This is a genomic window from Chryseobacterium foetidum, assembly GCF_025457425.1.
GTDB lineage: Bacteria > Bacteroidota > Bacteroidia > Flavobacteriales > Weeksellaceae > Chryseobacterium > Chryseobacterium foetidum.
Window position 1 is genome coordinate 2,229,140 of the sequence record NZ_JAMXIA010000001.1, and the last position, 23,005, is coordinate 2,252,144.

The 23,005-nt window shown below is 36.9% G+C and carries 25 protein-coding genes; 11 read left to right on the forward strand and 14 right to left on the reverse strand.

The features are described from left to right. Window positions 1-45 precede the first annotated feature (45 nt). Complete coding sequence (locus NG809_RS10530; RefSeq protein ID WP_262150447.1) at window positions 46-627, reverse strand: hypothetical protein; 582 nt, start codon at window positions 625-627, stop codon at window positions 46-48. 148 nt (window positions 628-775) lie between these two features. Then, window positions 776-1,630, reverse strand: a complete 855-nt coding sequence (locus tag NG809_RS10535; RefSeq protein ID WP_262150449.1) for a GLPGLI family protein — start codon at window positions 1,628-1,630, stop codon at window positions 776-778. Between the two features lie 146 nt (window positions 1,631-1,776). Here NG809_RS10535 and NG809_RS10540 point away from each other — a divergent pair, with 146 nt between their 5' ends. From NG809_RS10540 to sufD, 6 genes are all read left to right on the forward strand, one after another. Further along, entirely contained in the window at window positions 1,777-2,106 is a 330-nt protein-coding gene (locus tag NG809_RS10540; RefSeq protein ID WP_262150451.1) for a HesB/IscA family protein, read from the forward strand. Between the two features lie 192 nt (window positions 2,107-2,298). After that, window positions 2,299-3,747 carry a Fe-S cluster assembly protein SufB gene (sufB, locus tag NG809_RS10545; RefSeq protein WP_262150452.1) on the forward strand — a complete coding sequence of 483 codons (1,449 nt, stop codon included), beginning with the start codon at window positions 2,299-2,301 and terminating at the stop codon, window positions 3,745-3,747. 30 nt (window positions 3,748-3,777) lie between these two features. Next, entirely contained in the window at window positions 3,778-3,987 is a 210-nt protein-coding gene (locus tag NG809_RS10550) for a DUF2683 family protein (protein WP_191736885.1), read from the forward strand. Continuing rightward, window positions 3,978-4,250, forward strand: coding sequence for a Txe/YoeB family addiction module toxin (locus tag NG809_RS10555; RefSeq protein ID WP_262150456.1), 273 nt, complete (start codon window positions 3,978-3,980; stop codon window positions 4,248-4,250). Before NG809_RS10550 ends, NG809_RS10555 begins: the two co-directional genes overlap by 10 nt. A gap of 5 nt (window positions 4,251-4,255) precedes the next feature. Further along, window positions 4,256-4,999, forward strand: coding sequence for a Fe-S cluster assembly ATPase SufC (sufC, locus tag NG809_RS10560; RefSeq protein WP_262150458.1), 744 nt, complete (start codon window positions 4,256-4,258; stop codon window positions 4,997-4,999). Window positions 5,000-5,229: 230 nt separating this feature from the next. Further along, window positions 5,230-6,534 carry a Fe-S cluster assembly protein SufD gene (sufD, locus tag NG809_RS10565; RefSeq protein WP_262150460.1) on the forward strand — a complete coding sequence of 435 codons (1,305 nt, stop codon included), beginning with the start codon at window positions 5,230-5,232 and terminating at the stop codon, window positions 6,532-6,534. A gap of 65 nt (window positions 6,535-6,599) precedes the next feature. Here the strand turns inward: sufD and NG809_RS10570 are convergent, their stop codons facing one another. After that, the gene (locus tag NG809_RS10570) at window positions 6,600-7,529 is read right to left on the reverse strand and encodes a DUF3078 domain-containing protein (RefSeq protein WP_262150462.1); all 930 of its coding nucleotides are present in this window, start codon (window positions 7,527-7,529) and stop codon (window positions 6,600-6,602) included. Between the two features lie 232 nt (window positions 7,530-7,761). On the opposite strand from NG809_RS10570, the gene NG809_RS10575 reads away from it, so the two are divergent. The 3 genes from NG809_RS10575 to gdhA all read left to right on the forward strand — a co-directional run bounded on the left by NG809_RS10575 (window position 7,762) and on the right by gdhA (window position 11,225). Continuing rightward, window positions 7,762-8,535: a rhomboid family intramembrane serine protease gene (locus tag NG809_RS10575; RefSeq protein ID WP_262150464.1), complete on the forward strand. Its 774-nt coding sequence runs from the start codon at window positions 7,762-7,764 to the stop codon at window positions 8,533-8,535. A 30-nt stretch (window positions 8,536-8,565) separates the two neighbouring features. Then, window positions 8,566-9,675 (forward strand): DNA-processing protein DprA, encoded by a 1,110-nt coding sequence (gene dprA, locus NG809_RS10580; RefSeq protein WP_262150466.1) that lies wholly within the window; start codon window positions 8,566-8,568, stop codon window positions 9,673-9,675. Between the two features lie 191 nt (window positions 9,676-9,866). Next, window positions 9,867-11,225 (forward strand): NADP-specific glutamate dehydrogenase, encoded by a 1,359-nt coding sequence (gene gdhA / locus NG809_RS10585; RefSeq protein ID WP_262150468.1) that lies wholly within the window; start codon window positions 9,867-9,869, stop codon window positions 11,223-11,225. Between the two features lie 133 nt (window positions 11,226-11,358). On the opposite strand, the gene NG809_RS10590 is transcribed toward gdhA, so the two are convergent. Then, window positions 11,359-11,814 (reverse strand): hypothetical protein, encoded by a 456-nt coding sequence (locus NG809_RS10590; RefSeq protein WP_262150470.1) that lies wholly within the window; start codon window positions 11,812-11,814, stop codon window positions 11,359-11,361. 132 nt (window positions 11,815-11,946) lie between these two features. On the opposite strand from NG809_RS10590, the gene NG809_RS10595 reads away from it, so the two are divergent. Next, on the forward strand, window positions 11,947-12,315 hold the full coding sequence (locus NG809_RS10595; RefSeq protein ID WP_262150477.1) for an iron chaperone: 369 nt from the start codon (window positions 11,947-11,949) through the stop codon (window positions 12,313-12,315). Window positions 12,316-12,476: 161 nt separating this feature from the next. On the opposite strand, the gene NG809_RS10600 is transcribed toward NG809_RS10595, so the two are convergent. After that, the gene (locus NG809_RS10600; RefSeq protein ID WP_262150479.1) at window positions 12,477-12,965 is read right to left on the reverse strand and encodes a YkgJ family cysteine cluster protein; all 489 of its coding nucleotides are present in this window, start codon (window positions 12,963-12,965) and stop codon (window positions 12,477-12,479) included. A 195-nt stretch (window positions 12,966-13,160) separates the two neighbouring features. On the opposite strand from NG809_RS10600, the gene NG809_RS10605 reads away from it, so the two are divergent. After that, window positions 13,161-13,541: a group III truncated hemoglobin gene (locus NG809_RS10605; protein WP_262150481.1), complete on the forward strand. Its 381-nt coding sequence runs from the start codon at window positions 13,161-13,163 to the stop codon at window positions 13,539-13,541. A 55-nt stretch (window positions 13,542-13,596) separates the two neighbouring features. Here the strand turns inward: NG809_RS10605 and NG809_RS10610 are convergent, their stop codons facing one another. From NG809_RS10610 to hflX, 9 genes are all read right to left on the reverse strand, one after another. Further along, window positions 13,597-14,667: a calcium:proton antiporter gene (locus tag NG809_RS10610; RefSeq protein ID WP_262150483.1), complete on the reverse strand. Its 1,071-nt coding sequence runs from the start codon at window positions 14,665-14,667 to the stop codon at window positions 13,597-13,599. Between the two features lie 65 nt (window positions 14,668-14,732). Next, a complete protein-coding gene (locus NG809_RS10615) occupies window positions 14,733-15,071 on the reverse strand; it encodes a DUF6122 family protein (RefSeq protein WP_262150484.1) in 339 nt (112 codons plus the stop codon). 17 nt (window positions 15,072-15,088) lie between these two features. Continuing rightward, the gene (locus NG809_RS10620; protein WP_262150485.1) at window positions 15,089-16,309 is read right to left on the reverse strand and encodes a hypothetical protein; all 1,221 of its coding nucleotides are present in this window, start codon (window positions 16,307-16,309) and stop codon (window positions 15,089-15,091) included. Then, on the reverse strand, window positions 16,310-18,421 hold the full coding sequence (locus NG809_RS10625; RefSeq protein WP_262150487.1) for a hypothetical protein: 2,112 nt from the start codon (window positions 18,419-18,421) through the stop codon (window positions 16,310-16,312). A 12-nt stretch (window positions 18,422-18,433) separates the two neighbouring features. Beyond that, complete coding sequence (locus tag NG809_RS10630) at window positions 18,434-19,120, reverse strand: hypothetical protein (protein WP_262150488.1); 687 nt, start codon at window positions 19,118-19,120, stop codon at window positions 18,434-18,436. Further along, window positions 19,117-19,827 (reverse strand): DNA alkylation repair protein, encoded by a 711-nt coding sequence (locus NG809_RS10635; RefSeq protein ID WP_262150489.1) that lies wholly within the window; start codon window positions 19,825-19,827, stop codon window positions 19,117-19,119. The genes NG809_RS10630 and NG809_RS10635 overlap by 4 nt, the downstream gene beginning before the upstream one ends. 7 nt (window positions 19,828-19,834) lie before the next feature. Next, window positions 19,835-21,124 carry a cation:proton antiporter gene (locus NG809_RS10640; protein WP_262150491.1) on the reverse strand — a complete coding sequence of 430 codons (1,290 nt, stop codon included), beginning with the start codon at window positions 21,122-21,124 and terminating at the stop codon, window positions 19,835-19,837. Window positions 21,125-21,139: 15 nt separating this feature from the next. Further along, window positions 21,140-21,766, reverse strand: coding sequence for a DUF4919 domain-containing protein (locus tag NG809_RS10645; RefSeq protein ID WP_262150493.1), 627 nt, complete (start codon window positions 21,764-21,766; stop codon window positions 21,140-21,142). Window positions 21,767-21,778: 12 nt separating this feature from the next. Further along, a complete protein-coding gene (gene hflX / locus NG809_RS10650) occupies window positions 21,779-22,996 on the reverse strand; it encodes a GTPase HflX (protein ID WP_262150494.1) in 1,218 nt (405 codons plus the stop codon). Window positions 22,997-23,005: the final 9 nt, after the last annotated feature.

Below are 23,005 nucleotides of genomic sequence, written 5' to 3' on the forward strand. Positions count from 1 at the left end.
CAAAAATAAACATTCCCACGACACGGTGAACTTTTTTATGAAATTTTAATCAAATTTCAAGCTTAATGGCAGTTTGAAGCGGGATCTCACGGGAATTCCGTTGATGTATAAAGGCGAAAACTTTTCTGCAACAGAATACAGCGCGATCTCAGCCTGTCTGTTGAAAGTGAAATTTTCTCCTTCTGCTTTTACATGCGAGATACTTCCGTCTTTTTCCACAATGAAGTCGACGTGTGTTTTTAAGTCTTTCACATCAGTGTAAACTCCGTCTGAATAGAAAAGATTGGCAACTTCCTGCCTTAAAGCATTGATGCCGCCAGGATAATCTGCGTCTTTGTCAATGGTCTGTGCAACGTCTTTTCTGTTCTGAATCTGTGATTTTACAGAGTTAAAGCGTTCGAGGTCTTCAAGATTTTTTGTTTTCAGAAGAACTCCTATGAGGGCAACATTTTCAATACTGTCCATCTTTCTCATAAAAAGCTGAAAATCTTTTTTGATGGAAATTTTCACGAAGTTATTTTGTTCTTTATCAAATTTCTTTTTGAACTCCTGATTCAGCATGCTTCTGTGTTGGTTGTAATACATTTTTACAGCGCGGAAATCTTCCGTCTGCTGAGAAAAGAGCATGGCTGAAAGGTTTATAAAAAAGAAAATACAATACTTCACAAAAGGTTATTTATGTAAATATAAGCAAAAAAGTATGTAAATTATTTAATTGTAAGCTTTAAAGTTGAAGAAAACAAAAACCGAAGCTCGTCGAACTTCGGTTGATATATTAATTTAATTCTATCGGATTGCTGTTGCGTTTCATTTCCTCTTTCATTCTTTCCTCTCTTCTTTTTCTCATCTCAGCAGAATTCTGATTTCCGCCGCCACGACTCATGGGTGGACTTGGTGCGCCAATTCTTATTCCGCCACCGCCACCAGTGTTTTGAGCACTCATGAAAGCTTGCGGATCTTTTCTGAACTTTTCCAGCTGTTTGTTGTAATCGCTTCTTTTTACCTTCATCGTATTTCCGAAACGGTTGGTTTCAGGAAAATCTGCAACTTTATAGTTTCTCATTAAATCAAATGAATATTCTGCTTTGTCATCCTCAATTTTTACAATTAATCCGGGTAGACCTGCAAATTTGTAAGGTCCGTCCTGATAGGGAAGATCAGTGGTGAACCATGCAGTCCATTTTCGTCCTGCAAAATCTGTTTCAGCTTTCTGCACTTTGTAATCACCGATTTTCGTAGTTTCAGAAAGCATTTTCCAGCTGATTGGCCGCTCTTCTTCATAAGAGTAAACATCTCTTCCGATTCTGTTTTTATAAGTAACTTTCTGTGTAGATTTATCTTTTTCAATAGAATAATCAATGTTGGTTCTCAAACCTTCCATCTGTTCACGGTTGAAATTTCTAGCACCGCCACTCTGAAACATCGCCTGCATTACAGAATCTCTTTTGATACGGTTTTCAGAATAAAACTGAGATTTCTCTTTGGAAATGTCCAGATAGGCATTCTCAGTTTTAACATCGTTTTTATTTTCAGCGTCAGATTTCATGGTAACCTGATACACAAAACGGTTTACCTGTGCGTTGAAACTCAATGCTGCGAAACAGGTCGTCAGGAAGAAAATTTTTTTCATTCTGTTTTAATTTTAAGGTTGGATATTAATCTTTTGGCAAAGTTAAACTTATCAATGATAAAAATAGTTAAAAATAAAAACACCAATTTTTATTTACTGATTATTAGTCGTAAATTTGCAGACTAAATTCATTCTAAATAGAAACAATGATAAAAGTAAGCGATCAGGCAAAGGTAAAAGCAGTTCAGCTGATGACAGAAGACGGCTTTGATCCTGCTGAAGATTATATAAGAGTTGGAGTGAAGAGCGGTGGTTGTTCAGGTTTAGAGTATGTGCTGGGTTTCGACAATAAAAAAGGAGAAACTGATCAGATTTTCGAAGATAACGGGATTAAAATCGTTGTTGAGAAAAAAGCAATACTTTATCTGGCAGGAACTGTTTTGGAATACTCCGGGGGTTTGAACGGGAAGGGATTTATTTTTAATAATCCAAATGCATCCAGAACCTGTGGTTGTGGAGAGAGTTTTTCTCTTTAATTAATATTGAGGTTTAAAATTCAAAATTGAGATGACGCTCAATTGTATACAAATCAGACCGAAAGATTTGGTTTTAAAAAAAGCAACAGCTTTTAACAAAAGGCAGGAGACTTTATAATAATTAAAGTTTCTACATTTAATACAGTTAAAATTAATTCAGAAATTCAAAGTTTTGGATTTTGAATACTAATTATGAGTAAATATACTGAAGACGACTTAAGAGTCGATTTAGAAAACAAAAAGTACGAATTCGGCTGGGAAACGATACTCGACTACGAAGATTTTCCTACTGGTCTGAACGAAGACATCGTCCGCGCTATTTCTGCTAAAAAAGAAGAGCCGGAATGGATGACAGAATGGCGTTTGGAATCTTTCAGAATCTGGTTGAAAATGGTTGAGCCTGAATGGGCCAACATTAAATACGAAAAACCAGATTTTCAGGCGATAAAATACTACGCAGCTCCAAAAGCAAAGCCGGAATTGGCAAGCTTAGATGAGGTTGACCCTGAATTACTGGCAACATTCGCTAAGTTAGGAATCAACATCGAAGAGCAAAAGAGACTTTCAAATGTCGCTGTAGATATCGTGATTGACTCGATTTCTGTAAAAACAACTTTTCAGGATACTTTGGCAGAAAAAGGAATTATTTTCTGTTCGATTTCTGAGGCGATCAAACATCATCCGGATTTGGTGAGAAAATATCTTGGAAAAGTAGTTCCGAGAGGCGATAACTTCTACGCAGCATTGAACTCCGCAGTATTTTCTGACGGAAGTTTCTGCTATATTCCAAAAGGGGTAAGATGTCCGATGGAATTGTCAACTTACTTCCGTATCAATCAGGCGGGAACAGGTCAGTTTGAAAGAACGCTTGTGATTGCTGATGAAGGAAGTTATGTTTCCTATCTGGAAGGATGTACCGCTCCGTCAAGAGACGAAAATCAGCTTCACGCAGCCGTTGTGGAATTGATTGCAATGGATAATGCTGAAATTAAATATTCAACAGTTCAAAACTGGTATCCGGGAAATGAAGAAGGAAAAGGTGGAGTTTTCAATTTTGTAACCAAGAGAGGACTTTGTGAGTACAAAGCAAAAATCTCATGGACTCAGGTGGAAACAGGATCTGCTGTAACATGGAAATATCCTTCATGTATTTTGAAAGGTGACGGATCGATTGGAGAATTTTACTCAATCGCTGTAACCAATAATCATCAGTATGCCGATACAGGTACAAAGATGATTCACATCGGTAAGAATACAAAATCAACGATTATATCAAAAGGAATTTCTGCAGGAAAATCTCAAAACTCATACAGAGGACAGGTAAAAGTAATGCCTTCTGCAAAAGGAGCACGAAACTTCTCGCAGTGCGATTCATTATTGATGGGTAATGAATGTGGAGCGCATACTTTCCCTTACATTGAAATTAAAGATCCAACTGCTCAATTAGAGCACGAGGCTACAACATCAAAAATTGGTGAAGACCAGATTTTCTACTGTAACCAGAGAGGTATTGATACAGAAAGAGCGATTGCTTTAATTGTAAACGGTTTCAGCAAGGAAGTTTTAAATAAATTACCAATGGAATTTGCCATTGAAGCTCAGAAATTACTTGAGATTTCTTTGGAAGGGTCTGTTGGATAGAATTTTGTAATTTTAAATAAAATTTAAGTTATGGAAGTTGTTCTGAAAAATTTGAAGAAAAAAGATTTTGAAGTGATCAAATCACTGGCAAAAGCATTGGGCTTTGAAATTGAAAAAAAAGAAGAACAGAGTCCGTACAATCCAGAGTTTGTAAAGAAGATTTTGGATGCTCAAAAAGAGATAGAAGAAGGGAAAGGTACGAAAATGACCCTTGAAGAACTGGATGCTTTATGGAAATAATATTTTCTGATAAAGCAAAAAGTGATTTGCTTTTTTGGCAGAAATCAGGAAACAAAATTATTTTGATAAAGATTTCGCAGCTTATTCGTTCCATACAAACTAATCCTTATGAAGGAATTGGAAAACCAGAACCTTTGAAATATAATTTATCTGGAACCTGGTTAAGGAGAATTGATAAAGAACACAGGATCATTTATCAGATTACTGAAGAAAATACAATTGAAATTTTAAATATTTTGTCTTTAAAAGGGCACTACGAATAAAATATATGTTAAACATTAAAAACCTACACGCCAGAATTGAAGATGGCGCACAGATATTAAAAGGTATCAATCTTGAAATCAAACCAGGCGAAGTTCATGCTATTATGGGACCGAACGGTGCCGGTAAATCAACGCTTTCTTCTGTTATCGCAGGGAAAGAAGATTACGAAGTTACAGAAGGAGAAATTCTTTTTCAGGGTGAAAACATTATTGAAGATGCTCCTGAAGAGAGAGCTCACAAAGGGGTTTTCCTTTCTTTTCAGTATCCCGTGGAAATTCCGGGAGTTTCTGTGACAAATTTCATTAAAGCTGCTTTAAATGAAAACAGAAAAGCAAACGGACTGGAAGATATGCCGGCAAAGGAAATGTTGGCAATGATTCGTGAGAAATCCGAGAAGCTGGGAATTAAAAAAGACTTTCTTTCAAGATCATTAAACGAAGGTTTTTCTGGTGGTGAGAAGAAGAGAAACGAAATTTTCCAGATGATGATGCTGAATCCTAAACTGGCAATTCTTGATGAAACCGATTCTGGGTTGGATATCGACGCTTTGAGAATCGTTGCAGACGGTGTAAATGCTTTTAAAAACGAAGGAAATGCAGTTCTTCTGATTACACATTATCAGAGATTGCTCAATTATATTCAGCCTGATTATGTACACGTTTTAGCAAACGGAAAAATCATTAAGACAGGTGATAAATCTTTAGCATTGGAACTGGAAAGCAAAGGGTACGATTGGCTACTAAATTAATGTGAAATTTGGTATTTGAAATTTGACATTGTGAGAGCAATAAATAATTTTGAAATTGAACAGTAAAACAGTTATAAAAACTTAAATATGAAGGTTTTGAGATTTTAAAAATAAATTACGGATTTATTATTTGCCAAATCGCAGATGGTAAAAGCCGATAAACTTAAAGGAAGTGATGGTCAGTTGATTGAACATTCACAATTTCAAATCTCAAACTTCAAATCTCAAATATGTTATCAGAACAAATTTTTACAAATCATCCCGGATTTCTTAATACACTTCGTCACCGTTTTTTGGATGAAAGCAGAATCGAAGCGTTGGCAAAGTTTGCAGGGCTGGGGTTTCCTACAAAGAAAGACGAAGAGTACAAGTATACCAACCTTAAAGAAATCACGGAGAAAGATTATAATTTTTTCCCGAAAGAAAGTCACAATATCACCAAAGAACAGCTGGATGAGCTGCATTTGGGAGAAGAAAATTTTGACTGGATTGTTTTTGTAAACGGTCAGCTTCACAAAGAGCTTTCAAATATTTCCATCGAAAATGCAGAATTTCTGTCTTTCAACTACGCTTTGAATAATGAAAATCATAAAGATGTTTTTGATCAGTATTTCAACACAATTGCTGCAAAAGATTTAGCTTTTACAAGTCTGAATCAGGCGTATTGCAAATATGGTTTTTTCCTGAAAGTGCCAAAAAATGTGGTGATTGAAAAGCCTATTCATATCTTTTATCTTTCTCAGAATCAGGAAGAAAACACATTCTATAACACAAGGAATTTGCTTATTGTTGAAGAAGGCGCAAAAGTTGAAATCATTGAAAGTCACCATAATTTTGACGAAAGTTTTGTGTTCACCAATTCGGTTACCGAAATTTTCACGTATCAGAATGCAAAGGCAGACTGGCATAAGATTCAGAATGACAGCGATACTTCTTATCTTGTGGATCATACTTTTGCAAAACAGGAGAGAGACAGCTTAACGACGGTAAATACGTTTACTTTCGGAGGGAAAATTATCAGAAACAATCTGGATTTTATTCATAACGGAGAAAATATCAACTCTTTTATGAACGGAATTACGATTATTGGTAAAGATCAGCTGGTAGATCACCACACGGCTGTTCATCACAATACACCGAACTGTCAGAGTTATCAGAACTACAAAGGTATTTTTAAAGATAAATCTCACGGCGTTTTCAACGGAAAGGTTTTTGTAAATAAAATTGCTCAGAAAACCAATGCTTACCAACAAAACAACAACGTTTTACTGAGCGAAGGAGCCACAATCGACACCAAGCCTCAGCTGGAAATTTTTGCAGACGATGTGAAGTGTTCTCACGGCTGTACGGTGGGACAGTTAAACAAAGATGCTTTGTTTTATCTGAGAGCCAGAGGAATCTCTAAAAAAGAAGCTCAGGCATTGCTTCTTTACGCTTTTGCCAACGACGCGATGCAGAACATTGACATTGAGCCGTTGAAGGTGAAAATCGAGCAGCTTTTAGCAGAAAAACTTGAAGTAAGTATGGAATTTTAATTCAAATAATCTTATATAAAAAACAGGCAGTCCCTTTTGAGACTGCCTGTTTTTATTTGCTTCATTTATTTTTTTAGCCAAAACTGGCTGTCTTTTCTGTCGGATCTTTTCACGCCGTTATCAAGATTGTAGGCAAAACCAACTCCGAGAGTCTGTTTCAGCTGTGTTTTTCTGATTTGGTTGTGATCATACATCAGATCCAAAGTTACAATGGATGAGATGAATCTGTTGATCTTCATATTCAGAAGCATATTGTATGATAAAACCATATGATCAGGATTTTCAAGATAATTTGAGAAGATGGAACCTGTGTTGGTCATTTCAATATTCTCCATAAGCTTCACTTTATAAATTGCTGATCCCAGAAAACCCATCTGCATCAGGAAAAAATCGCCGTCAGCTTTTAAACCGTATGTTCCGGCGACCTGAAGTTCACGGTCAAGAACAAAAGTAAACCTGCTCAAAGGTCTCATCGTGACAGTAAGGTTTTCGTTGGGTCTGTACGTAATACCGACACCGGCATTCACATAGCCCGGCGCCATAAAGTTGGATATTTTCTTCGCCTCAGGATTGTTTCCGTCTTCAAAACCTCCGGAAAACTGGGAAAGCAAACTGGCTCCGGTAGACACATACCAGCTTTTGGAAAACTGAAGACCGTAGTTGGTCGAAAGATTCAGGACATCCTGTGTTTTCCGTGTACCAATTCCTTTTGTGGTATTTTGTCCGTAGTTCATGATGATGATATTTTCCCAGAGATTACGGCCGTTTTCATAAACGAGATTGTAGTTGGCACTTGCCAGCCAGCCTACGTTGTTGGCTCCACCACCAACCCAGTTTGAGAATGCTGCCTGATTAAACATCAGACTGTTTTTGGCAACTATAGACCAGTGCCTCGGTTTCTTAATGGTATCTACTGCTGCAGAATCGCTGATAATTACCTGCGCATTCACGGTGAACCCTGCATACATCAAAAAAATCAGAATAAACTTCCTCATAATCATTACTTATAATTTGTTCTGTGCAAAAATAAGAATATATAAATAGACGGCTGTTTCCGGATTTATGAATGTTTTCAGCAATAATTTTAATTTGTCTGTAATGTCTTACGAATATTAAAATACTGTATAAAAATTAATAACTTTCTGTCTCATTTATATTTATAAACATAAAATGAAAGCCAAAATTTCCGAAATTTATACGTGGCTTTCGTTTTGTGAGCTTTGAGGTATGATTACAAATATAATTTCAAAAAAGGCATTGCTTTATCCGTTTTTGATGCTGGCTGCGATGTGGTTTGGTTATCTGCTGCAGATGAACGGTTTTTTTGACAGCTGCTTCGGTGCAATCATTCCTCTGCTGCCTGAAGGCCTTTTGGGAATTATCACCGCGCCGCTCCTTCATGGGAATATAGATCATATTGTAAGCAACTCCATCCCGATTGGGATTCTGATGTTTCTGCTGTATCAGTTTTATCCGGAAGTGGCTAGTAAAGTATTTGTGATCGGCTGGCTCTTAGCCGGATTTTTAGTTTGGATACTTCCTCCAATTGATATTGTTAGTGGCGAATACACTTACACCTGTACCATTGGTGCAAGTGGAGTAGTATACGTTCTTGCATTCTTTCTTTTCTTCAGTGGAGTCTTCCGATGGAATATGAAACTGCTTACAATTTCGTTACTGGTTGTTTTGTATTACGGAAGTTTAATCTGGGGCATGTTTCCGGAAGAAATGTTCAGCGAAATGCTGGAGCCAAGTAAAATCTCGTGGCAGGCACATTCTGCCGGTGCCATTGTGGGAAGCGTTTTGGCGTATTCTTTTAAAAAGTCGGGTGAGAAAAAGAAAAAGTATATTTGGGAATTTCCTAATTACTACAGCGAAAAAGACGACAAACTTTGGCAGGAATATAAAGAAAACCATCCCGACGACTTTTTGGAACTTCCTTATCAGAAAAGAGAAGATATTTGGGATCATTTGGAAGATTTAAGGAGAAATAAATCATAATTTATTACATTTGATGAAAATAAAACACAAATGTACACAGAAGAGCAACTGTATTCTATTGCGCTGCGGGAGTGCAATTTCATCGGAGACATCAACTTTCTGAAACTGGTCCGCCGTTTCGGAACTGCCGAAAATGTCTGGAAATTTTCAAAAAAAGAGCTCAGTAAGACTGACGGAATTGGCTTAAAAACCGTTTCAGACATTGGCAATCCCGAACATTTAAAATTTGCCGAAAAAGAAATTTCGTTTTGTGAAAAAAATTCAGTTAAAATAAATCTCAGACATCAGAATGAGCTTCCGTTTTTACTGAATGAATGCGACGATGCTCCCGCAATTCTTTACCAGAAAGGAAATTTTGACACGAAACTCAAAACTGTAAGTCTTGTCGGTACAAGAAACATTACTTCCTACGGCAAAAAATTTATAGAAGACTTTTTTGAAGAGACAAAATCACATGATTTTATTTCGGTTAGCGGTCTGGCTTTAGGTGTTGACAAAGAAGTGCATGAGCAGTCTTTGAAATATCAAATCCCTACAATTGGCGTTTTAGCTCATGGTTTTCACACTTTTTATCCCTCAAAAAATAAGAAACTTTCAGATAAAATTTTAGAACAGAACGGTGGGTTGCTTACAGAATTCAATTCTTCAAGAAAACCTGACAGAGAAAATTTCATTCAGAGAAACAGAATTATTGCCGGAATTTCTCCAGCCACAATCGTTGTAGAAACAGCTTTCGGAGGTGGTTCCATCAGCACGGCATCGTTTGCAAATGCTTACAACAGAGATGTTTTTGCGCTTCCCGGCAGAATATCAGACCGTTATAGTCAGGGATGCAATCATCTTATTTTTCAGAACAAAGCGACAGCGATTTCGACCATTAAAGATTTATTGGATCTTACAGGTTTCAACGATTCAAGAGAGATTATTGAGGAGCTGTTTCCTTACAGTAAAGTCACAATTCAAATGTCTGAAAATCAGGAATTAATCTATAATAATATTTTGGCAAATCCACATGTCACTTTAGATGATTTGGCAGAGAAAATTGCCGTGCCTTCTCATAAATTATTGCCTGTAATACTGGAACTGGAGCTTTTAGGAAAAGTAAAATCATTTTCCGGGAGACAATTTGTAGCAATTTAAGAATTAACGATTTCTTAATATTTCATTATTTCAGATATAACATTTAATTTTTAATAAAATTTAGATTGATATTATCAGTTTAATAATATTAGCAATCATTATTATTGAATTATCAGCAAATATCAAATAAGCTATTGTGAATCTTGAAAAAAAAATTAAATTTGTTGACATAATATTCAACCTAACCTAATATGGAACAATATAATATTGACCAGAAAATTCAGGAGTTTATTGCTAAGATTGAAGCAAAAAACCCGAATGAACCGGAATTTTTACAGGCAGTAAAAGAAGTTGCCGTAACGGTAATTCCGTTTATCTTAACGAGAAAAGAATATACAGGCATGAAGCTTCTTGAGAGAATGGCTGAAGCTGAAAGAATTATTATATTCAGAGTTCCATGGGTTGATGACAAAGGCGAAATTCAGGTAAACAGAGGTTTCAGAATTCAGATGAACTCTGCAATCGGACCTTACAAAGGGGGAATCCGTTTCCACCCAACAGTAAACCTTTCTGTACTTAAATTCTTAGCTTTCGAGCAGGTATTCAAAAACTCTTTGACAACTCTTCCAATGGGAGGTGGTAAAGGTGGTTCAGACTTTGATCCTCAAGGTAAAACTGATATGGAAGTAATGCGTTTCTGCCAGGCTTTCATGACAGAATTATGCAAGCATATTGGCCCTGAAACCGACGTTCCTGCCGGAGATATCGGTGTTGGAGCAAGAGAAATCGGATATTTATTCGGTCAGTACAAGAAAGTGAGAAACGAATTTACAGGTGTTCTTACAGGAAAAGGTCTTGCGTACGGTGGTTCATTGATCCGTCCTGAAGCTACAGGTTACGGAGTGGTGTATTTCGCAGAGCAGATGCTTAAAACGATCGGACAAACATTTAAAGATAAAATTGTAACTGTTTCAGGTTTTGGTAACGTTGCATGGGGAGTTATCAAAAAAGTACATGAGCTTGGCGGAAAAGTGGTTACGCTTTCCGGTCCTGATGGTTATGTATACGATAAAGATGGTATCGACGGAGAGAAAATCGATTTCCTTCTTGAGTTGAGAGCTTCCGGAAACAACAGAGCTGAAGATTACGCCAAGCAATATCCATCAGCTGTTTTCCACGCCGGGAAACGCCCTTGGGAAGTGAAGTGTGATGTTGCAATTCCTTCTGCAACTCAGAATGAGCTTGACTTTGAAGATGCTAAAATGTTGGTGGAAAACGGTTGTCTTTGTGTGACTGAAGCTGCAAACATGCCTTCAACATTGGAAGCAATCAATTATTTCCTTGAAAACAAAGTATTGTTCTCTCCGGGGAAAGCTTCAAACGCAGGTGGTGTAGCCACTTCAGGTTTAGAGATGACTCAAAACTCAATCAGACTGAACTGGACTTCTGAAGAAGTTGATGCAAGACTGAAAGAAATCATGATCGGAATCCACAAAGCTTGTAGAGACTACGGTAAAGAGGAAGACGGATATGTAAACTATGTAAAAGGTGCAAACATCGCCGGCTTCGTAAAAGTAGCTGAAGCAATGTTGGCTCAAGGTGTAGTATAAAATATAGAGGCTGGGAAATTTTCCCGGCCTTTTTTCATAAAACCTGTCCCGGGACTACAAATGGGAAAAAGTAATAGTGAAAGTGAAAGCATTGAATGTCCAGTTCAATGCTTTTTTTTGATACTAAAATGTCTTATTTTGTCTTTTTTACAGGTGTGGTCGGAGTGGTGGTATTCACAGTTCCGGATCCCGGCACAGGTCTGTTAACACCGGTATTTACTGTTCCGCTTGTATTGAGACTGCCTGTAGTTCCGATGTTGACGGTGCCAGGCGATGAAACTTTATTATCAATAATACCTGTACTCATTGGAAGAGTTCCGTTTGGGTTGGCAGAATTGATGGTTCCGTTATTCATGGTTTCCAAATTGTTATTCATAGTTCCCTGTAGATTGTTCCCGGTGCTTAATTGATTGTTATTCAACGCTCTCACATCCGAGTTAAGGTTTCCTCTGGGGATAGTCATGCCCTTCTGAGTTGTTGATGAAGTCGTGACAGTGGATGAACCTGTATTTGTTTTCTGAGGTGTTGTCTGTGCAGAGACAGCAGATATTCCTCCCATTGCAAAAGCTGCTAAAATTAAATTTTTCATAATATAATATTTTGGTGATAATCAATACTATACAAATAGCGTACAACTCTGTGATCAGTAATCACATTAATATTTTTTTTAAGTTTTAATTATTTAGAAGTTCATTCTTTTTATTTTTACTAAAACTTTACAATGAAAAACACCTTCACCAATTTTGAGGAATATTTTCTTCTCTTTCCTGAGGAAGTTCAGGTCAAACTGGAGTTACTCAGAAAAACCATCCATGCACAGAATGCTGATTTGGAGGAGTATATTGGCTATCAGATGCCGGCGTTCAGGTATAAAAAGAAGCCGTTGGTTTACTTTGCAGCCTATAAAAATCACATCGGTTTTTATCCTGCATCAGATGGTATCAAATATTTTGAGAAAGATTTTATTGAAAGAAAATACAAATTCTCGAAAGGTGCAGTACAGTTTCCTTTGAATGAAGATCTGCCTCTGGATTTGGTGGAGAGAATGGTAAAATTCAGATTGGATGAGGCTGAAAATAAAGAATCCTGAAACAGTACATTTCAGGACTCCATTACATATATAAAAACTACTTCTATGTCAAACCAATTTGCATTGATTTCATTTTGAAACGCAGGTACAGAAATAAAATTATATTTAAGTTTTTATTTTAACTCAATTTAAAAGATTTTAAAACCTTTTAAGATTAACATTTACTTATTCAAATTCGTCATCATCTTTTCCACAAACTCAAATGCAGCCGGACAAATAATTGTGTTTTTAATCATCAAATCATTGATCTGATAAATCTTTTTCCGGTCTGTATGGGGATATTCTCTGCACGCTTTCGGGCGGACATCGTAGATTGAACAGGTGTTATCTTCATTCAGAAAATGGCAGGGTAGATTCTGTAGAACCTTATCGTTTTCTTCATCAACTCTCAGAAATTTAGCTTCAAAGTCAGCCTGTTTCATGCGAAGGTGCTTTGAAATTCTTTCAATATCTTTTTCAGTATAAAGCGGGCCGGTGGTTTTACAGCAATTGGCGCATTGAAGGCAGTCTATTTTTTCAAAAACTTCCTCATGTGTTTCCTGAACGATGTAATCCAGATTTTTAGGTGGTTTCTTTTTTAAACTGTCCAGAAACTTTTTGTGTTCTTTCTGTTTCTGTAAAGCCTGGGTTTTATAAAAGTCTAAATTCAAATTATTTATTTTAAATTGCTGAAAAGCAGAGTGCAAAGATAATTTTTTTTGATTTATGAAATTATAATGTTTGTCGGTGGAGATAATCGGTTAATACCCGTTTTATGAGTCTTATCAATGAAATATTTTACAGTAAGATTAAGAATTAAACTAAATTTGATACATCGTTTTTAGCTAATATTTAATTTAAGTTAGATGAAAAAATTAGAATCAAGAGAAGATATAGAACTGCTCGTCAACAGTTTTTACGACAAAGTAGTTGAGGACGAAACAATTGGTTTTTTCTTTAAAGACATTGTGAATGTTGATTTCAAAAAGCATTTGCCTAAAATGTATTCTTTCTGGGAAACGATTCTCTTCGGGCAAATGAGCTATAAAGGAAATCCAATGGCGGTACACTTCCCAATTAATGCATTGGAAGCCATGGAAAAACATCATTTCGGGCAATGGTTAAAACTTTGGAAACAAACCATCGAAGAAAATTTCAGTGGAGAAAATGCAGATATGGCGATTACAAAGTCGGAAAATATAGCCAAACTGATGGCTTACAAAATGGAAATGGCAAGAAAACATTAAAATTTTATTTTTGCCTTAACCTTAACCTTAACCTTAACCTTAACCTTAACCTCGGTTATGGTACAATGACCGTAAAAATATAGGCAGCTAAATTCACAAGTAAAACTGTTCCGTACAACACATTTGTTTTTCCTCGGCTTAAAGACAACATTACGATAAATACGGATAGCGTAAGTAAAATAATATCTTTCTTATCCAAACCTAAAACCAGCGGAATATCATACATAATACTTACCGCAGAAATAGCAGGAATACTTAAACCAATACTTGCCAAAGCTGATCCCAACGCCAGATTTAAACTCGACTGTATCTGATTATTTTTCGCTGCCCGAATCGCCGCAAGTCCTTCAGGAAGGAGAACTACAGCTGCAATGATCACACCTACCAGAGACTTCGGCGCTCCCATGCTCTGTACCAGATCCTCAATGGTTTTAGACAGACCTTTTGCAAGCAGAACAACGATTACAAGGCAGATGACCAAAAATACAAAACTGATAATAGCCTGTGCTTTATTCGGAATAAAATATTCTTCAGCAGTACCGTCTGCCGGCACAAAATAGCTTCTGTGTCTTACGGTCTGCACCATCAGGAAAACGCCATAAATTACAAGACAGGCAATCGATACAAAAACCAACTGTGCACTGTTGTAATAAGGACCATTCACGCTTGATGTGAAATTAGGGAGCACCAAAGTGATCACGAGAATAGAAACAATACTCACTAAATAGGTCGTTGCAGAGGTTCTTGCAAAATACTGTTCGAAATACTTCACACCACCCACCAGAACACAGATACCGATAATTCCGTTCAGAATAATCATCACTGCTGCGAAAACCGTGTCCCGCGCGAGGGTAATGGCCTGTTCGCCGCCGGCTACCATCAGTGAAACAATTAATGCAACCTCAATAATTGTAATACATAGGGCAAGAATGATGGTTCCGTAAGGTTCGCCAACTTTGTGCGCCACAACTTCAGCGTGGTGTACAGCGGAAAGTACGCTTCCGGTTAAAAGAATTCCGGCAATAACGTCAGATATAACTCCGGTTCCCATAAATCCCAGAAAGTAATAAATTACCGCCAGCACAGGGAAAATGTAGGTGTAGTGTAAAAATTCTTTTAGCTTCATAACAGTCTCTAAAATACAAAAAATCTATGGAAAGGGCAATGTTAAAAGATAATATTAATCAAATTTTAATGCTGCCAAAACATAAAGTCCTGAAAATCGGTAAACATGTGAAAAAGCAGACCGACAGCAACAATTCTGATATTTCCTTTAAAAAAAAGCATCAAAAAATACACCGCAATCATCGGGTAGGAGTGAAGAAGGTGAAAACCAACGCTCATTCTGTCAGAATCGAAAATTGGGTTAGCCAAAAGATGGTCTAAATCTACAAGCATGGTTGCCAACATGATCAGATAAGCCTTTTTCCAGTGTGGCTGAAAGAAAAGATACGCAATGACGGCGGGAAAAATAAGATGCAGAAAATAATGCGTAAAAGTTCTGATCAGAGCAAGGTCATCGGCATTCATTGGATATATTTTAAAATTTACCTCAGAATTAATGGTAATTCGTCAGATTTAAACTGAAACCGAAGCAGATTTAGTTTCTGTTCATTCCAGAAAAAGACCGATTTCAGCTTACCGGCTTTTTTCCTTAGTTTGGGAGACAGACTTTTAATCGAAGAAAGTAACAGAGGATTATTTTTAATGAAGATAAAATTTGCCTCAGAACTGTTTTTGATTTTTGGATCGTTGATCGTATTAATTAAAATACCGCTTTCATTTTTTGAAATTTTGTTGGGTAAAAAAGGAATCGCAGTAAACTGATTTTGAGTATTGATGAATTTCTTCTGTTCAAAATAGTTCCAGAGTTCATCAGGATTTTTAGATTTAATCTGAATTAAATATTGTGGCTGAACGATTTTCTGATAGCTTATTTTTTCGACTTCATTAAAGTTTTCGTCGTAATCATAGCTGATGATGGTATCAGTAACCTGTTTTAAATCTGAATGAATATCAACGGAATTGATTTTGGGATGAGAAAAAAGTTCAGTTTTAAACACTTCTGAAATCGTTTGAATATTTTTGCGGTCAAGCTGAGCTGTAATAAAACCGGTGTTCACCGAATTTTGTGTAAGTGTAGTTTCTGCCTTTTTTAAATCCGAAAAATTGGATATTTCAACGCTGTCATCATTCAAATGAATGGCGTATTTCCCGATATTTTTACCATTAACAATTCCTAAACTGCCAATTCCATCAATCATAAAATCATCGGCATTCCATAGATCTTTGTTTGATTTTAATGAATTTTCAATGATAGCAAATGACTTTTGAGAAGTTCCCACGATGCAGAATTCCCCGTTTATTTTCAGGAAAATATTTCCGTTTGTATAAAGATTGGTTCCTTTGGTCTGAAAGTTCTGGTCTTTTAAGAAAGATTTAAATGCTTCGCTGTTTTTAATTTCAAAAACGGTGTTCCAGCTTGTGAGATTTTCATTTTTAAGATGAAACAACTGCACAAAATCAGGGATTTTAATTCCTGCATCTTTCCATGAGATTTTGTCCTTTTTCCCGCTGTCTTTAAACCAGACTGATGGATGCGAAAGCATTTCAGCAAGATATTTTCTTGTCAGATTTTTCACATCAATCAGAACGACAGCATCTGCGCCGTCGGGGATGTATTTCAGTTCTTTATTTTTATGATAAAGGCCAAAATACACCACCAAAAGCACAATTGCCGGCGCCAAAAAGAGAAGCCATTTTCTCATTTATAATGTATGGGTTTTTTTCTCAGATTCAGATATTTTATAGATTTCATCCACTAAATTGAAGAAATACATCAGGCTGTTTTCCGCGGACGTTTTGATTTTGTAATCAATCTCAGTCTGAATGCTGTTGCCTTTCACTTCACTTTTATAATTAAATTCGCCGGCATTTTTCTTCATCAGATTCAGCATTTTTATCTCCGAAGAATCCTTGAATTCCTGATCAAGCCCAATGAGTAACTTCTGAAGATCAAATCTTCCTGAAACTGCGTATCTCTCAGAATCTTTCATCCATTTTTTGGAAATTTCTGTCTGAGATTTAGGATTAATGTTTTCTTTGGAAGTTGTCAGATACACGATGCCGTCTTTTACCGTAAAGTACAGCTGATCCACCGGTCCCTGATTTGTTCCTTCTTTAAATCTGTAGAAATCACCTTCTTTGATGAATTTTTCTTTTGTGTCTTTGTTGGAAGCAAGCATGTCAAAAATTCTGACCCAATATCTTTCGTTTTCAGTAGCAAATGCAAATGTGAAATCCGGAACCATCACATCTTTGGTTTTTTTCACTTCTTTTTCGTTATAATCCTCGTCGTACTCGTAATCTGTATAATCTACTTTTTTAGATTTCAATTCATTCAAAACAAAAATTCCGTTTCCTGGAGCGATTTTCGAAATGGCTTCTTCATCCAGAACGATTTTAACAGTTTCCATCATCAGCTGAATTTCTTTCTGATATTTTCCGTCACCGGTATTTTCAAATAAAGTGTAGATGAGGTCAAAATATTTATAACCATTCAGGTTCAGGGCATAATAACCAATACTTTTGTCATTGATGAGCGCGGTGAGTTTTTTGTTCTTTTTACCTTTGTAAACCGCCGCAAAACTGTTGTTGATGTTGCTGTCTTTGTGCTGGTAATTGTTGATGAGCCTTACCTTATCGTCGTCAAAATATAGATTGTATGAAGAGTTGGAGTTGTACATTTTACCTATGAGATTTTCAATGTCAAACTCTCTGTAGAAGCTTCTGTAGGATTTTAATCCAAATATTTTTGCGTAATCTGTATAGATAAACACATCAGAATTGCTGTCTCTGAAACTCAATACATCTTTTGCCACTTCAAGCTCAAGGTTTGAACTGAAATATTTATCGAAATCTGCTTCTGCAAACTTCTTTACCATTTTAAATGTTTCAATATTAATTGAATCCATTTCCTTCATGTAAAGAGAGTCGGCAACAGCTTCAGCCTCGTAGTCGTAGTCATCCATTTCCTCGGTCATGTCATCCTCCTCACCGGATTTTCGTGGCCCGACTGGAGGTGGAGGCGGCGGAATTTCTTCATCGTAGCTGCCTTCTCTGTAGGTGGTGTCTCTTATGGCTACATCTGTTTTTTCTTCAGGATATTTTTTGTGCTTCTCAAGATATTTTATATCTTTCTGAAGCTTTAAAATTTCGGCATTATTGTCTTTAATATTTTGTTTGATGTAGGAAATTTCATCCTTTAAATTTTGGATTTCTTCCTTGTAATCAAAAGGTCTTTCTGGCTCCTCTTCATAATCGGCGGCCACTGCAACACTGTCCACGGCTACTGCTGTGCTGTCTACATAAGCGACCACACTGTCTGCATAAACATCGTAATTGTACGGTTTGCTGTAGTTCATCATTTTCAGAACCGCTTTTTTGTCGTTCCATGCTACAAAAATATTGTTGTCGATGTCTACAAATTCGTAATTGTTCTTTTTGGTTACCTCCTGACCTTTTTTCTTTACAGAATTGATGAATTCTTTAAATTTTACATTATTATCCAAAGTAAAATAAGTCGTGTAGGCATAGATAGAATCATTCGCCGAAGCAAAATGATATTGCGTTGCATCGTATTTTATTCCCGTCTTTGAAAAGTCGTTCCATGAGGCGGTTTTTTTGTCATTTTCTTTTGAAAGTTCTTTGAAGAAAGGATTTACCTTCTCCCAATTTATTTTTTTATTGAGCTGCTTTCCGTTGATTTCCATGTAGAAAAGTGCGTCTTTGGGCAGCTTTGAGCTCTGCTGTGCACCGAGAAACGCAAAAGCGAAGAGCAGGAAAAAGATCTTCTGTGTTTTTATTAAATATGTTTTCATGAAGTTTTTGGTTTATTGAAATTGAATGTTGTTTTGAAGCTGTTTTTTCTGAAGGATAAAATCAAGAATATTACCATCAAGTTTCAAGGCTCTTTTATTGGGCGAAAGTTGGTAAACACTGTTGCTTTGGGATTTGATGGTGTTTTCAAACTGCATTACAGAAACATATTTTGCCGTTGCGAAAACTTCTTTATCTGCCGCGCTGAGTTTGTTGTAATCTTCTTTGAAAGTATTGATTTTATTTCTCGTAAATGTTTTATTCTGAATATTCTGGCTGTACATATTCGTCGGAATCATCTTTCCGATGATGTTTTTTGCCTTTAAATTTTCCAGTCCGGCGTTGATGTTTTCAATTTTTTTGAAACTGCAGCTGAGTTTAAGGATGTAATTGTCAAAGTCCATCGAAGTTTTCACATTTGAAATTCCAGGTGTGGTTTTAAAAATCTGTGCAGCCTGATTGATTTTAGATTCAATCTCAGATCTTTTCGGAACTTTTTTTCCATTCACGGTCTCCATTTTTGAGAGGGAAGCGATGCGGGTTTTGCTTTTGCTGGCGTTCAGAATCAAAGTATAGTCTCCGCTTCCGTCAGCTTTGATGTTGACTTTATCTAAAATATCAAAACAGCTGGTCAGCAGCAGTAATGGAATCAGGAGCAAAAAGTATTTTAAATTCATATTGTAATCTGTGGTTTGGTTCAAATTCTTCCTTTTAAATAATCCTGTCTCACACTTTCATCCAGCTTTTCAATCGCATAGCGGAGGCTTGTTCGGGGCATGCGTTTGTAGTGTGAATTTAGAAAACTGATCAGTTCAGTTTCATTTTTATTTCCCATTTCCCGCAGAAGCCACCCGTTTGCTTTGTGCATCAGGTCGTGAGTATGAAAAAGGTTTCTCAATACAAGCTTTTTCGTCAGCTCAAAATTACCTTTTTTTACGTAATGCATTGTGCCAACAACTGCAATTCTTTTGTGCCACATATCTTCAGATTCCGAAAGATTAATTAGCAAGTCATCTTTTTGATTTTCAAAAGCATAGCGACCTAAAATTTTGTAGCAGCTGGTGTCTACAAGATCCCAATTGTTGATTCCTTTCAGATTATTAAGATAAAACTGAACGATTTCATCTTTTACAGATGATTCTTTAGCTTTTTCAAATTTAGAAATCAGCATAAAAAGTGCTGTCAACCGATGTTCGTGATATTTCGAAGATAAAAGTTTGGCAATTTCATTTAAAGAAATTTTAGTGCAAAATTCTTTTGCCACAGCTCTTTGGTCAGGAACTTTCACTCCTAAAAACAAATCGCCTTCGCCGTATTCACCTTTTCCGGTTTTGAAAAATTTAGGTAGAAAAGCTGCCTTTTCGGGAATGGCAAGTTCGGCAAGGGCGGTTTTCAGTTCTGTAAGCATGAGAGTATTAATTCTGATTTTCTTCCAACGCAATTGATTCAAGATCTTTTTCTTCGTCAGCAATCTTCTTCGGATTGGCAACCTTTGCAATTGTAAGTCCCTGAACGATAATTGAAAATACAACCACAAAATAAGTGATACTTAAAATCGTGTTGTGATATTCTCCTTTCGGAATTGACATTGCCAACGCTATGGAAACACCACCCCGAATTCCGCCCCAGAATAAAACCTTTATCGTCTGCGGACTGAATCTCGTTCTGAAAGACATGAATTTGGAAGGACCCCAAATCGAAATAAATCTGGCGACGAGCACAACGACAATTGCAATCAATCCTGGAATAACGAAATGATTTAAGTCTTTGATCATCAGAAGCTCAAACCCGATGAAGAGAAATAAGACAGCATTCAGAATTTCGTCAATAAGTTCCCAGAATTTAATGAGATAATCCTGAGTGACTGATTTCATTTTAAACTTAACATTAAAATTACCCATAAACAATCCCGCCGCAACCATCGTCAGAGGTCCTGAAACGTGCATCTGTCGGGCAACAAGGTAGCCACCCATAACCACAGCAAGTGTAACTAAAACTGAAATGATGTAGTCATCCACTTCACGCATCAGTCTGGAAGTAATCCAACCTAGCACAACTCCCAGAAGCAAGCCGCCGCCTGCCTCATGAAGCAGTAAGATGCCAATATTTTCAATACCCAAATCAACCTCTTTTCCTATCGCCAGCTGCAAAACAACCGTAAAAACCACAACAGCCATACCATCGTTAAACAGCGATTCGCCTGCAATTTTTGTTTCCAGGGCTTTCGAAACATTGGCCTGCTTCAAAACACTTAAAACCGCAACAGGGTCAGTCGGAGAAATCAAAGCTCCGAAAACGAGACAGTAGATAAAAGGTATTTTCAGTCCTACCAAAGGCAATAGATAAAACATTCCGAAACCGACAATAAAGGTGGAAATAATAACACCTGCCGTGGAAAATATCAGCACCGGCCGGAACTGTTCCTTTAAATCATTGATGTTAATGTGAATTCCTCCTGCGAATAGAAGGAAATTCAGCATCGCTCCCATGAGAACTTCTGTAAAGTCGATGCTGTTCATCAGATCATTCAAATGACTGAATGTTTTGGGAAGGAAGTTTTCACCAAATAATACCAGAATGATAGAAACCACGATGGCAATAACCATAATTCCGATGGTGCTCGGAAGTTTTAAAAACCTGTAATTGATGTAGGCGAATATAGATGCTAAAACGATAAGTGCTGAAAATGAATAGTATAATTCCATTAAAAAATTTTAAGTTTAAAAGCCCGTGTAAAGTACTTTTATATAGAGTTTCTGGTCCCCTTTCTGCCAGATGTCATACATGGCCCCGTTGGCAGCCTGAGAACCACGTGTATAATCCTGCCCGATGTTGAGCATGTTGAGAAGAATGTATTCGTCACCAACAGAATTCACAACGTAAGCTGTTTTTTCAGATTTTCCGTCGCCCGAACTTTTCATGGCGTCGGTAAGACTTCTGAGCTGATTCATGTGGTGAGAAAAATTGTTAATGTCTTTTTTAATCTCATAGCCGCGAAGCAGAATGAGTAAAACATCAAGATTTGTCGGGTCTTTCCCGTAAATTTCCTTTCCGAGGGTGATGGATTTATCCACATCTTTATCTTTAAAAGCATCTGCAAGCCCCTTAAATTCAGGGCTCGAAGTAGAAATCGTTTTCTGGTAATTTCTGCCGTAGTACAGATGCTGAGCTTCAAGGCTGTCTAAAGATTTCGGAAGACCTTTGTATTTGAAAATCAGTTTGTCGTAGTGAAAATCAGACTTTTTATTCTGAAGATTTTTCTCAATATTTTTAAGGTCGATGTTTGCTTTCTGAGCAGAAAACAGCCCAAAACAAAGAATCACGAAAAGGATGAAATATTTTTTCATCAGAATGTATTTTTAGTTGTTCTCTTCGTCATTGTCAAAATATTCAAAAAGAAAATCGTTGTACGGGAATCTTGAGATATGAATTTTCATCACCTCATCGTAAATCATCCTCTTCATTTCAGGGAAATTTTCTTTTGTTAAAGCTGAAATAAATACGGTTGGATATTTCGATCTTGCCATCCACGTTTTCGTCCATTCTTCAAGCGAAATATTTTTCTTTGAGGCTGGAGTAAGATCGTCTTCATCTTTCTTTTCATAACTGAAATCGTCAATTTTATTGAAAACCATGATCATCGGTTTTTGATGGGCATTGATTTCCATTAAAATCTGATTTACAGATTCGATGTGATCGTCGAAACTTTCATGAGAAATATCAACCACGTGAATCAACAGATCTGCCTCACGCACCTCATCCAAAGTAGATTTGAAAGATTCTACCAGCTGAGTCGGCAATTTTCTGATAAATCCAACGGTATCGGTCAAAAGGAAAGGTAAATTTCCGATCACCACTTTTCGTACAGTCGTATCGAGTGTTGCAAAAAGTTTATTTTCCGCAAAAACTTCAGATTTGGAAATGGCATTCATCAAAGTAGATTTTCCTACGTTTGTGTAACCTACCAAAGCAGCACGAACCACTTTGCCACGGTTGTTTCGCTGGGTCGCCATCTGTTTGTCGATGATTTTAAGTTTATCTTTCAGCAAACTAATCCGGTCACGGATAATTCTTCTATCGGTTTCAATTTCCGTTTCACCCGGACCACGCATCCCGATTCCCCCTTTTTGTTTGTCAAGGTGAGACCACATTTTGCTCAGTCGGGGCAATAGATATTGGTATTGAGCCAGTTCTACCTGAGTTCTTGCATACGAAGTTTGAGCTCTTTGTGCAAAAATATCTAAGATCAAATTGGTTCTGTCGAGGATTTTTACTTCAATTTCTTTTTCAAGATTTTTTAGTTGGGAAGGCGATAATTCGTCATCAAAAATAATGGTTCCGATGCCGTTTTCTTTGACGTATTCTTTTATTTCCTGAGCTTTACCGCTTCCTACAAAGGTTTTTGAATCTGGTTGAGTTAAATTCTGTGTAAACCGTCTGTCTATAGTAGCACCGGCGGTATGAGCCAAAAACTCCAGCTCGTCCATATATTCCTGTAATTTTTCAGCATCCTGATTTTGGGTAACAACGCCCACCAAAACTGCCTTTTCGTAATTATGTTGTTTCTTTTCTAGCATTAAATTCTG